The organism is Massilia sp. TWP1-3-3 (genome assembly GCF_049897805.1).
Taxonomy (GTDB): Bacteria; Pseudomonadota; Gammaproteobacteria; order Burkholderiales; family Burkholderiaceae_D; genus Telluria_A.
In genome coordinates, this window is record NZ_JAFCWX010000002.1 from 200,546 (window position 1) to 213,053 (window position 12,508).

General features: G+C 62.0%; 8 protein-coding genes and 1 tRNA gene. 5 read left to right on the forward strand and 4 right to left on the reverse strand.

Translation table 11 applies throughout. The features are described from left to right. Positions 1 to 62: 62 nt before the first annotated feature. The 3 genes from ACP7D4_RS02635 to ACP7D4_RS02645 all read right to left on the reverse strand — a co-directional run bounded on the left by ACP7D4_RS02635 (position 63) and on the right by ACP7D4_RS02645 (position 1,756). Positions 63 to 644 (reverse strand): type II toxin-antitoxin system VapC family toxin, encoded by a 582-nt coding sequence (locus ACP7D4_RS02635; RefSeq protein WP_426207694.1) that lies wholly within the window; start codon positions 642 to 644, stop codon positions 63 to 65. After that, complete coding sequence (locus ACP7D4_RS02640; RefSeq protein ID WP_426207695.1) at positions 644 to 1,408, reverse strand: hypothetical protein; 765 nt, start codon at positions 1,406 to 1,408, stop codon at positions 644 to 646. The genes ACP7D4_RS02635 and ACP7D4_RS02640 overlap by 1 nt, the downstream gene beginning before the upstream one ends. Before the next feature lie 272 nt (positions 1,409 to 1,680). Next, positions 1,681 to 1,756: transfer RNA gene (locus tag ACP7D4_RS02645), tRNA-Arg, on the reverse strand. A 195-nt stretch (positions 1,757 to 1,951) separates the two neighbouring features. Between ACP7D4_RS02645 and ACP7D4_RS02650 the strand changes: the two genes are divergently transcribed. From ACP7D4_RS02650 to ACP7D4_RS02670, 5 genes are all read left to right on the forward strand, one after another. Further along, positions 1,952 to 2,854, forward strand: a complete 903-nt coding sequence (locus ACP7D4_RS02650; RefSeq protein ID WP_426207696.1) for a c-type cytochrome — start codon at positions 1,952 to 1,954, stop codon at positions 2,852 to 2,854. A 388-nt stretch (positions 2,855 to 3,242) separates the two neighbouring features. After that, entirely contained in the window at positions 3,243 to 5,582 is a 2,340-nt protein-coding gene (locus tag ACP7D4_RS02655; protein WP_426207697.1) for a hypothetical protein, read from the forward strand. Between the two features lie 301 nt (positions 5,583 to 5,883). Further along, positions 5,884 to 8,184 carry a hypothetical protein gene (locus ACP7D4_RS02660; protein ID WP_426207698.1) on the forward strand — a complete coding sequence of 767 codons (2,301 nt, stop codon included), beginning with the start codon at positions 5,884 to 5,886 and terminating at the stop codon, positions 8,182 to 8,184. A 151-nt stretch (positions 8,185 to 8,335) separates the two neighbouring features. Beyond that, a complete protein-coding gene (locus ACP7D4_RS02665; protein WP_426207699.1) occupies positions 8,336 to 9,919 on the forward strand; it encodes an MBOAT family O-acyltransferase in 1,584 nt (527 codons plus the stop codon). Between the two features lie 11 nt (positions 9,920 to 9,930). Next, complete coding sequence (locus ACP7D4_RS02670; protein ID WP_426207700.1) at positions 9,931 to 11,151, forward strand: hypothetical protein; 1,221 nt, start codon at positions 9,931 to 9,933, stop codon at positions 11,149 to 11,151. Between the two features lie 4 nt (positions 11,152 to 11,155). On the opposite strand, the gene ACP7D4_RS02675 is transcribed toward ACP7D4_RS02670, so the two are convergent. Beyond that, entirely contained in the window at positions 11,156 to 12,508 is a 1,353-nt protein-coding gene (locus tag ACP7D4_RS02675) for a putative O-glycosylation ligase, exosortase A system-associated (protein ID WP_426106583.1), read from the reverse strand.

Below are 12,508 nucleotides of genomic sequence, written 5' to 3' on the forward strand. Positions count from 1 at the left end.
GTAGATACTTTCCCGTTTTGTGCAATGGCCTGCCCGGTAGCACCCAAGTCCCAGGAATTTTTTTAGTAGCTGCCCCACTCAGGGGAAGCCGCTAACGAACGCTGCGCGCCCTCTTCTGAATCATCCCCGTATTCAAATTTCAACTGAGGATCGACAGGCGGCAAAGGAAGCTCCCACGTCATCACAACTTCAATGTTGTTTCGCTTAGCGCGGGAAGCGAGTCCAATATCCCCGGTGTAAATGACAGTGGCACCGCGTGCGATAGCCGTAGCAATAATCTGCCGGTCAAATTTCACTTTTGCTTTTACTTCACTTTCCGGCACTACACGAAGTCTGGCGTAATCTGCATCCTCAATGCCTGCACACTCCACAGCGGCTCGAATATCGAACGGTGCGATGACGAAGACACGCGAACTTGTGAGTTCGGCTAGGCGCTTATCCCTGTCCACCCCAGCTCGAACCAAATACTCTGCCATTACGGGCGTAGGAATTAGCACCCTCGTTTTTGCCTTGCTCAAGGACTTAATCAAGTAATCCACTCGCGCCGCACATTCCGTCAATAATTCGTCGGTCGCCGGGTCAGTCGGAGGATTGGCATTTTCGTCAAAAGCAAGCACCAGAATTGAATTATCAAAGACGACCATCAGTGCAACCCGTCACTTTCCCCGCGCGAGGCAGTAATAAACGCATCAACGTCACCGACGCTATCCCAATCTGTTTTTTTAAGGCTACGCAGCCGTTGTGTCGCCTCGTCTAACGTGTCGTCAGCAAGCACATCGAAGCCTTTAATCTTGAAGGCCATCAGATGCCAAGAAGAGTTTTCCAGCCGCTCCCAACGTGCATCCCCGCGCACCCGCAACACGGTTCCCTTGTAGAGGTACTGGGCCATGTCACGCGCCAAATCTCTGTCCATCTCGCCCGACCAAGTTTTACCTTCAGGATCGACAATTTGAGCATGTGCGGTCTTATCCTTGCCGCCGATTCTGACTAGCTCACCCTCTACCACGGCTTCCTCAGAAAAAGGCCCATAAGTTGGAGGCTTCGGTAAGTCCCGACCCATGAACGTCAACACTAGAGCTGAGCTTTGCGCGTAAGGCGTTTTCCTACTCAGCCTGCCAATTGCGCCGTCATCGCGCAGCAGATTATTCACCTCGTCGTAAGCCGCCGTAGCATCGTTCGCTGCTTGCCCCGTAGAGATATGCTCCACGCGCCCAAACACCTTCGGCGCATCCTCACCTTGCACAAGCATTAGAGTCTTGGTACTGCCCGTTTCAAGCCGATCAAAGTGAACGCTCGACGTATGCCCAAGCATCTTCGAGAGCGCGGAAAGGTACTTCGCCAACCGCTCCATTGGGATGGTTTCGGGCGTGTAAGCATCTATCCAAAATTCGTATTCGTCGTCGTCCATTTTTCTTCCTCAGCGACACTAGCCGCTACAGTTCCAGCGCGATCAAGCGCGCTATCTGAAAGGTACACGTCTGTTGAGCGTATAGCAAGAACGACTAAATCGCGCCCCCTTCCGCACGGGCATGCAACCGCTCAGCCAGCAGTAACACACGCAAGGTGTGTCCGCACGGAAAGTGCTTACTTATCGCTTACCTAGAAAAATAGCGGCGGAAATGAAATGCAAATAAGCACAGCGCGAAACGATGTACCCACTTGATTTTAAAGGAGAAATTGTGGTGCGGCTGGCGGGGATCGAACCCACGACCCTTGGCTTCGGAGGCCAATACTCTATCCACTGAGCTACAGCCGCATGAGGGGAATGTCTGAAGTGAAGCGAAGGATACAGTTTTTCTGTGTCTGCGTCCATGGAAAGTGTCGCACCGAGGTGGAATAGCGTTCCAAAAGAGGTGCTTTGGGTCTATAATCGCGGGTTTGGCGGGTATTTGCATGAATCAGTGCGGCTACCACCGGCCTGCAGGTTTCGAAAAATAGCACTAAGGACATCATGAGCGACGCACACAACGAACACGAATCCGCAATCCGGACCCCAAAGCAGCTCGTCGCTGCCGTGGCCGGCTTTTTCCTGGTGACCGTTATCGGCATCATCCTGCTGGTCGAGTTCGTAACAACGAGCCGCCTGACTGGCGCCGGCACCGATAGCCAGGCGCCGGAAGCGATCGCCGAGCGCCTGCGTCCCGCGGCCGACCAGGGCTTCATGCTCAAGGATGCCAACGCACCGAAGGTCTTGCTCGCCGGCGAGGCGGTCTACACCGCCAACTGCGCGGCCTGCCACGCATCAGGCGCCGCCGGCGCACCGAAATTCGGCGACGCCGCTAGCTGGGGCCCCCGTATCGCCCAAGGTTACGACTTGTTGGTCAAGCACGCCATCGAAGGCATCCGTGCCATGCCGGCCCGCGGCGGCAACCCTGACCTGGACGATGTGGAAGTCGCGCGCGCCGTGGTCTTCATGGCTAACAAAGCCGGCGCAACGTTCAAGGAGCCAGCGGTGCCAGCCATGGTAGTCACTGCAGCCCCTGATGCAACCGCCGCAACTGCCGCAGCCGCCACGCCGGCAGCGACCGAAGCACCGGCCGCAGCAGCACCGGTAGCAGCAGCACCGGCAGCAGCAGCCCCGGCCGAGCCAGTCAAGACCGCCGCCATTGACGGCGCGAAAATCTACACCGCCAATTGCGCCGCCTGTCACGCCAGCGGTGTCGCCAACGCGCCAAAATTCGGCGACAAGGCCGCCTGGGCGCCGCGCATCAAGCAAGGCGCGCCAGTTCTGTACGAGCATGCAATCAAGGGCTTTGCCGGCAAGGTCGGCATGATGCCGCCAAAAGGCGGCTCGAGCGCGACCGATGACGAAGTCAAGGCTGCAGTCGACCATATGGCCGCTGCCGCCAAGTAAGTCTTGCACTGCCGCAAAAACCGCCTTCCCGGCGGTTTTTTTTCGCCCGTGCATATCCCCTTGAATCACCTTGCAGCGCGGCTGCCGCACTGCTCAACCATATGTAGAGTGAAATCTTTTCGGTATCTTTTCTGTGCTTTTCAACACTATAATACCCTCCGTCGATGAAAAATCTTCTGCGAAGAAACATTTTCAGGTGTTATTAGTTGGCTAAATGGAAGAAATTAGCACACAGATAGCGACTTTTACCAGCAAAGTCTGTATAAAACGTTTGTGATCTCTGCCAAGCTGCACGCGTGAAATTTCCTGCCGACTTTTTTAGAAAAATGGGGGGGCGCGATGGAGGTTGCTGTCGTGAACCACTCTATAAATGCTGAATGGAAATATGATGCGAAAATCCCCCACCGGGCTGTCCGCCCTGCTCACCATGCTGCTGTGCAGCGCTGTTCTCTCCGGCTGTGACGATGCGTCCGGCAAAAGTGCAGACTCCGGCAACCCCGCCGCAGCCGCGCCGGTGATCCTGGCCCAGACCATGGTCTCAATGCCGGCAACGGGGGGACGCCCTGCGCAATTGCCGCCCTCGACCGTGGCCGGCGCTGCCCAACCCGCGGGCACGCCGCCCGCCACGACGCCACCGCCGGTCGTGCTGGCGCCGCCGCCTCCCCGTGGCGCGCCGCCGGCCGGTACTCCGCCGCCGCCAGCGGCGCCTGTTACGCCGCCGCCGGTAATGCCGCCTGCGAATGCGAACAGCATCACCGACGTGCGCCTGCAAAACCTGCAAAAGCAAGACCAGAACGGCGTGGCCGTGACCTTCGGCCAAGTGTTTGCGCCCGGCCAAGTACCGGCCGGCCAGAGCATCACGGGCAAGCTGGCCGACGGCAGCGCGCTGGCGCTGCAGGTCGACGTCAAAGCCCGCCATGCAGACGGTTCGGTGCGCCACGCGATCGTGTCGGCCAAGCTCGCCCGCCTGAGTGGCGGGCAAACCAGCCTGCTGCTGCTCGAACGCACCAGCGCCGGGGCTGCCGTCGCCCCTGGCACGCCCGCCGCGCTGCTGGAGGCAGGTTTTAGTGCCGCCGTGCATGCCGACCTGGACGGCCAGCGCTACAGCGCCTCGGCCGACGCATTGCTGCGCTCGGGCAAATACACCAGCTGGCTGGCCGGTCCGGTGGCCAACGAATGGCTGCTGTCCGGCCCGCTGACCACCAGCGCCGGCAAGGCTCACCCGCACTTGAGCGCGCGCTTTGCCATCCGCGCCTACGGCAACAAGCAGGCGCGTGTGGACGTGACGGTGGAGAACGACTGGGCGTTCGAGCCAAACCCGCAAAATTTTCGGTACGACGCCCAAGTCATGGTCGGCGGCCACAGTGTGTACACCAAGAACAACTTGAATCACCTGAACCATGCGCGCTGGCGCAAGGTATTCTGGTGGGGTACCGAACCGGCGCTTCACATCAAGCACAACACTGCCTACCTGATCGCCACCCGCGCCGTGCCCAATTACGACCAGAGCGTCAAGTTCTCCGAAGCGCGGCTGGCCGGCTGGGAGGCGGCGCTCACGTCCGCGCGCAGCGAACCGATGGCCGTCGGCCTGGCCAATCCGTATATGCCCACCACGGGTGGACGCGACGACCTGGGCATCATGCCCGGCTGGAGCGCGACCTACCTGCTCAGCATGGACAAGCGCCTCAAGGATGTCACGCTGGCCACCGCCGACCTGGCCGGCAGCTGGTCTGCGCATTACCGCGACAAGCAAACCGGGCGCCCCGTCAGCCTGGCCGACTACCCTGCCATGACGGTGCTCGGCCATGAAGCCGACACCCTCAACGTGCTGACCAAGAAATGGGAAGCCTTCCCGGTGTGCGCCAGCGCCACGGGCTGCGCCACGCCGAATATGCACGATTCGTCGCACCAGGCCGGTTTTGCCTACCTGCCCTACCTGGTCACGGGCGACTATTACTACCTGGAAGAATTGCAGTTCTGGGCCATGTGGAACACGTTTTCAAGCAATCCCGGGTACCGGGAATTCGGCAAGGGCTTGTTCAAGTCGGACCAGGTCCGCGGCCAAGCCTGGAGCATGCGTACGCTGGCTGAAGCGGCGTATATTTCGCCCGATACCGACCCGCTCAAGAAACAGCTGGACAGCTTTTTGCAAAATAACATCGACTGGTACAACGCCCGTTATGTGACGGGCAGCGACAATGTGCTTGGCGTGGTGACCAATGGCTACGCAGTCGAATACAACAACGGGACCGGCCTGGCACCGTGGATGGACGACTTCTTTACGTCGGCCATCGGACACACTGTCGATCTCGGCTACAAAAACGCGCTGCCCCTGTTGAAATGGAAAGCCAAATTTCCCATTTCGCGCATGACGGACAAGCAGTTTTGCTGGATCAAGGCGGGCATTTACGCACTCAAGGTGCGCGACAAGTCGGGCGTGCCGTTTTATTCCAGCATCGGCCAGGCTTACCGGGCCAGCAACGATGCCCAGTTCAACACCCTGGCCTGCAACAGCAGCGCGATGGCGGCGTCCCTGGGACAAAAGGTCGGCGAAATGACCGGTTACGCGGGTGTTCATACCGGCTACCCGTCCAATCTGCAGCCGGCGCTGGCGTACGCCGCCGACGTCGGCGGGAGCAGCGGTGCAGCGGCCTGGAGCGTATTCATGGGGCGTTCAGTCAAGCCGCACTACGGCGAAGGTCCGCAATTTGCCATCGTGCCGCGTTAAGCAATATGGCGCGCAAGTCATCTCTGCTGTCTTTATTGCAATCAAAACGGCAGAGGTGCATAGCTTAAAAACAATTTTGTCTCGTATCAAGAAGCATGACAATGTCGCCAACATCGCAGAAAATACCGGCATTTTTGCTTGTTTGACGGGCAATTTCGCTGCCATCGCGATAATTTTGTGTTGTATTCCGGAATTTATTTTGCCCAAGAGAACTAAATTCTCTACGGCAACATCTTGCACGGGTTAAAGTTGGTCTACGGAATTTTTTTAGACCTTACCTTTGCCTGCCGGGATACACACCATGTCTACTACTACCCCCACTTCACGTTTGCTCATGCTGTTGCTGTCCAGCGCCGCCCTGACCGCCTGCGGTGGCGGTGGCGGTGGCGGTGCCTCGGCGCAGTCCTCTGCCCCAGCCGTGCTCGCGACCGGCGCTTCGGCCGGCACGGATGCCACCTTGGCCCCTGCGGCACCGGCACCTGCCGCCGAGCCGTCCAGCGCCAGCGCGCCGGCGCTGAACGCCACGCCCGCCCAGAGCACGCCGCTTGCCGCCAGCGTGGTCGATCCCGGCACGCCGTTGCCGCCGCGCAAGCCCCCTGTCACGGTCGCCCAAACGGGCCCGGTTGTGACCAATGTCAAAATCCAGAACACCACGGCGCTTGAGCAGTCCAACGTCGCCGTCACCTTCGGCCAAGTGTTTGCCGTGGGCGATCTGGGCGCCGCTCAGACGCTGGCCGGCAAGCTGGCCGACGGCACGGCCGTGCCGCTGCAGCTCGACGTCAAGGCGCGCCATGCCGACGGTTCGGTGCGCCACGCGATCGTCTCGGCCAGCCTGCCGCGCCTGGCCGCCGGCCAAAACGTCACCTTGAACCTGGAAAAAATCGACGCCGCCGCGCCGGCCACGGCCACGACCCCTGCCGCACTGCTGCAGGCCGGCTTTACGGCCGCCGTGCATGCGGACCTGGACGGCCAGCGCTACAGCGCCTCGGCCGACGCCTTGCTGCGCTCGGGCAAGTACACCAGCTGGCTGGCCGGACCGGTCGCCAATGAATGGCTGGTGTCCGGCCCGCTGACCACCGCGCAAGGCACTGTTCACCCGCATCTGACGGCCCGTTTCGCCATCCGCGGCTTTGGCACCGCCCAGGCACGGGTCGACGTGACGGTGGAAAACGCCTGGGCGTTCGAGCCGAAGCCGCAAAATTTCCTGTACGACGCCCAGATCATGGTGGGCGGCCAGAGCGTGTATGCCAAGCCTGGTCTGACCCACTTGAACCATGCGCGCTGGCGCAAGGTGTTCTGGTGGGGCGCCGAGCCGGCGGTTCACATCGAGCACAACACCGCGTACCTGATCAGCACCCGGGCCGTGCCCAATTACGACCAGAGCGTAAAATTTACCGAAGGGCGCCTGGCAGACTGGAAAGCCGCGCTGACGCCCGCCCGCAGCGAGCCAATGGCCGTTGGCCTGGCCAATCCCTACATGCCGACCACCGGTGGCCGCGACGATCTGGGCATCATGCCCGGCTGGAGCGCCACTTACTTGCTGAGCATGGACAAGCGCCTCAAGGACGTCACGCTGGCCACCGCCGACCTGGCCGGCAGCTGGTCTGCACACTACCGCGACAAGAACACCGGCCGCCCCGTCAGCCTGGCTGATTACCCGTACATGACGGTGCTCGGCCATGCTCCGGACACGGCGAATCCCATCACCAAGCAATGGGAAGCCTTCCCGGTGTGCGCCACGGCAACGGGCTGCGCCACGCCGAACATGCACGACTCGTCGCACCAGGCCGGTTTTGCCTACCTGCCCTATCTGGTCACCGGCGACTATTACTACCTGGAAGAATTGCAGTTCTGGGCCATGTGGAATACGTTTTCAAGCAATCCGGGTTACCGGGAATTCGGCAAGGGCTTGTTCAAGTCGGACCAGGTCCGCGGCCAGGCCTGGAGCATGCGCACGCTGGCTGAAGCGGCGTATATTTCGCCCGATACCGATCCGCTCAAGAAACAACTGGAAGGCTTCTTGCAAAACAATATCGACTGGTACAGCGCCCGCTATGTGACCGGCAGCGACAATGTGCTTGGCGTGGTGAGCAATGGCTACGCAGTCGAATACAACAATGGCACCGGCCTGGCGCCGTGGATGGACGACTTCTTCACCTCCGCCATCGGCCACGCCGTCGAACTCGGTTACACCAGGGCGCTGCCGCTGCTCAAGTGGAAAGCCACGTTCCCGATCTCGCGCATGACGGGCCAGAATTTCTGCTGGATCAAGGCTGGCATCTACGCCCTGAAAGTGCGCGATACGTCGGCCACGCCGTTGTATGCCACAATCGGCCAGGCCTATGCAGCCAGCAACACCGCCGCAGAGAACGCCCTGGCCTGCAACAGCAGCGCAATGGCCACGTCGCTGGGACTGAAGGTGGGTGAAATGACCGGCTATGCGGGCGTCCATACCGGCTACCCGTCCAACCTGCAGCCGGCCCTGGCCTACGCCGCCGACGTCGGCGGCAGCCCGGGCAGCGCAGCCTGGAGCGTTTTCATGGCACGCACCATCAAGCCAAACTACGGTCTGGGTCCGCAGTTCGCGATCGTGCCGCGCTGACCGGCACAAGCCCCGGCACCACAGCAGTACCCACCAGGGGGCCGATGCACATCGCGCCCCCTGGATGCTTTTGGGGCGCGCACGGCTGCCGTCCAAGGTTTTTCGTATAAGCAAGCACTCTGGTAGAGTCTGGACTTTTTCCGACGCCGCCTTGCCCGGGCGCCTCCTGCTGCCGCGCACCGTCATGCTCTTTAATTCCTTCAGCTTCCTGTTCCTGTTCCTGCCCGTGGTTTTCATCGGCTTTTTTGCGTTCGCGCGGGTGGGCAAGGGCTGGGCCGCCGGCTGGCTGGCTGCCGCCTCGCTGTTTTTTTACGGCTGGTGGAGCGTGGCCTACATTCCGCTGCTGCTGGGCTCGATCGTGTTCAATTACTGGGCCGGCGCCCGCATCGGCGCTGCGCAGGGCAGCGCGCGCGCGCGCTTGCTGGCGCTGGCCGTCACGCTCGACCTGGCGCTGCTGGCGTACTTCAAGTATGCCGATTTTTTCATCGACAGCGTCAACCGCGTATCGGCGGCTTACCTGCCGGTGCTGCCGCTGCTCCACCTAGTGCTGCCGATCGGCATTTCCTTCTTCACCTTTACCCAGATCGCCTTCCTGGTCGACACCAGCCGCGGCAAGGTCAGCGAAGTGCGCTTCGTCCACTACCTGTTGTTCGTCACCTATTTCCCGCATTTGATTGCCGGTCCCGTGCTGCATCACAAGGAAATGATGCCCCAGTTCGACCTCGACCAGACTTACCGGCCCTCCAGCGCCAATCTGGCCGTCGGCCTGTCGATTTTTGCGCTCGGCCTGGCCAAGAAAGTACTCATCGCCGACAACCTGGCGCCGCACGCCGGCTTTTTCTTCGATGGCGCCGACACCCCGTCGCTGCTGCTGGCCTGGGGTGGCGTGCTGGCCTATACCTTCCAGCTGTATTTCGACTTCTCCGGCTACTCGGACATGGCGATCGGGCTGTCGCGCCTGTTCGGCATCCGCTTGCCGCTCAACTTCAACTCGCCCTACAAGTCCCACAACATCATCGAATTCTGGCGCCGCTGGCACATGACGCTGTCGCGCTTTTTGCGCGACTACCTGTATATCGCCCTGGGCGGCAACCGCCACGGCCCCGCGCGCCGCTACCTGAACCTGATGACCACGATGGTGCTCGGCGGCCTGTGGCATGGCGCCGGCTGGAATTACGTGGTCTGGGGTTTCCTCCACGGCGCCTACCTAATGCTCAACCATGCATGGGCCGGCGTGGCCGCCCGCCTCGGCCTGGACGGCTCGCACCGCGGCATGCGCGCAGCGTCGGTGGCGCTGACCTTTATCGCCGTGTGCGTGGCCTGGGTGTTTTTCCGCGCGGCCGACGTTAGCCGCGCAGCCACCATCGTGCAGGGCTTGTTTGGCGTCTATGGCGTCGGCCTGCCAGAATCGATCGGCAACTACCTGGGGACAGGCCAGGCGCTGCTCGAGCGCGCCGGCGTCACCTTTTACCTGGGCGGCGGCAGCCGTTTCATGGAAACCTGGAGCTGGGTGACCGTGGGCGCGGGTCTGGCCTTCCTGTTCCCCAACACGCAACAGATCATGGACCGCTTCGATCCGGCGCTCGACTACGCGGCCAGCGCGCCGCTCGGCCTGGCGCGGCGCGCGCTGCACTGGCGAGCGTCGACGGCCTGGGCCCTGTGGATAGGCGCGTTATGTGTGGCCAGCCTGCTGTCGCTGAGCCGGCCCGCCGAATTTCTCTATTTCCAATTCTGATGGAGTCACCGATGGCAACACCTGGCCAATTCCGGCGCTTCCTGGCCATCGCCGGCGGCGCCACCTTGTGCGGCGCGCTGGCCTGCGCGGCATTGGTCGTCGCCATCGATCCCTACCGTCTGTACTGCATGCCCGAACGGCCCGGCTTGAATGCCGACAAGACCCAGCCGCAGCGCTACCAGTACGAAATCAAGACCGCCAACGCGCGCGCCGCGCACGCCGAGCTGCTTATCCTGGGCAATTCGCGCGCGGAAATCGGACTCAACCCCGACGACCCGCTGGTGGCCGCGACCGGCCTGTCGCCTTACAACCTGGCGCTGGCCGGCACGCGCCTGCACACGGCGCGCGAACAGCTCGGCGCGCTCGCTGCAGCCGGCCAGCATCCGAAACATGTCATCGTTGGCGTCGATTTCCTCGACTTTCCCGTGGACCCGGCCGCGCCCGCTGCCCTGGCGCCGCCTGCGCGCCAGAGCGGCCTGCTGGCCGAGTTGCCGTGGCGCTTCGACACGCTGTTCTCGGTCGACTCGGTGATCGATGCCGTCAAGACGGTGCGCATGCAGGGCGCAGCCGATGCCTTGAGCATGAGCGACAAGGGCTTCAACCCGCTCAGGGAGTATCGCCAGCTGGCGCGCGAGGAAGGCTACTATCCGCTGTTTCGCCAGCGCGCGGCCGACTATGCCGAGCGCTTCGAGCGCATGCCGGGCGCCCTGGTGTCGAACGCCGGCCACAGCTCGCGCGAGTGGGATGCCCTCGGCGGCGTGCTCGAACAGGCGGTGCGCGCCAAAGCGCGCATCGACCTGGTGATTTACCCTTACCATGCGCAGCTGCTGTTCCTGCTCGAGAAAGCGGGCAAGCGGGCGTTGTTCGATGCCTGGAAGGCGCTGCTGGCCGAGCGCCTGGCAACGCTGCAGCGCGACCATCCGACAGCGCGCGTGGCCCTGTGGGACTTCAGCGGCTATGGCGCGCGCCAGTGCGAGGCGATCCCCGCCAAGGGCGACCGCAACACCAACACCGAATGGTACTGGGAGGGCGGGCACTTCAAGGAAGCGCTCGGCCACTTGATGTTCGCCCGCATGCTCGCGCCCGTGGGCGCGGTCGGGGGCGCACCCTCGCCCGAGGGCGAGACGTTCGGTTTTGCGCTCACTGCGGCCAATCTGGATGCCAACAATGCACGCATGGCGCGCGAACGGGCCGCCTGTGTCGCCGCCAACCCGGCGCTGTTTGCGCAATAAAAACTCAGGCCCGGGCCGCAGCCAGCGCTGGTTCCTTGGCCGACTCGGCGACGGCGGCCAGCTTGAGGGCGCGCGGCAGGATGCGCGTGTCGAGCACGAGGATGATGCCGCAAATGGCATAGATCAGCTCGAAATAGGCAAAGCTGAGCGCCGCGCCGCCCAGGCAGAAGGTAAACAGCGATAGCTGCAGCATGGTGGCAAGGTTGGCGATCCATGCCGTGGCCGGGTGCTTGCGCGCCGTGCGGGTGACTTTGCGCGCGGTGATGAACGCACGGGCCAGGAATGAAAGATACAAGGCCAGGCCGACAAAACCATGGTCGCCCAGCACCTGGAAGTAGACGCTGTGCGCCGCGCGCGGCAAATTCACGTTGGGCAGCGCGTCCCCGCTGTAGAAAAACGAGAAGTCGAAGAAGTGCTGGGCCAGCTCGGCCCACACGGCGCGATTTTCCAGCGCCTTGAAGCCGCCGCCCAGAAACGGATGGTGGGCGGCCATGATGAAACTGAGCTTCCAGGCCACCACCCGGCCCATGAACGAGGCATCTTCCTTGGCCTCGCCGATGGTGTCCATGCGCGAGACCCACTCCTGGGACACCATGGTGGACAGGCCCGCCACCAGGATGCACACCATAATGGCGAGCAATATCTTGCGATCGCTCTTGACGAAAAAATAGGCTCCCAGGCCGATCAGGGCGACAAAGCCGCCGCGCGACTGGGTGCCGACAATCGCCGTTACGAGCAGGCCCATCAGTCCCAGCAGGCCGACCCGGATGACGATGCCCTTGGCGCCATATTGCTGGAGCAGGTAAAAACAGATCGGCAGCGTGATCACGAAGGCGAGCGAGAGTTCGTTACGGTCGCCCAGCACATGGCCGGCAAAGCCTTCGATGTGGTGGCCACCGCCCGAGGCGATATATTTGAGCGCCTCGAGGCCGCCAAAAAACCCGATCGACATCACCACGCACCACAGGAAAAAGTCGATATGTAGCTTCTTGTCGATGATCAGCACCACAAACAGGAACAGCAGCACGATCTTGAGGAAGCGGAACCAGTATTCCCAGGCGACTTCGGGCGCGCCCTCGGTCATGATGGTCGACAGGGTCGTCCAGGCAAAAAACAGGAAAATCAGCATGCCCAGGCTGCCGAAAACGGCTTTCGGCTTGTCCTTGGTCATCAGGTAGCCGCCGATGGCGACCGCGGTGAAAATCACGTTGTAGCGGATCGCATTGCCAAAGCCGTACAACCAGGCATTGGGAAAAAACATCGCCGTCCAGATCCACATGCCGAGGGCGATGAAGGGGCGGCGCGTCATGGCGTACAGCATCAGCGGCAAGATGCCCAGGAAGAAAATGTCGCGCAT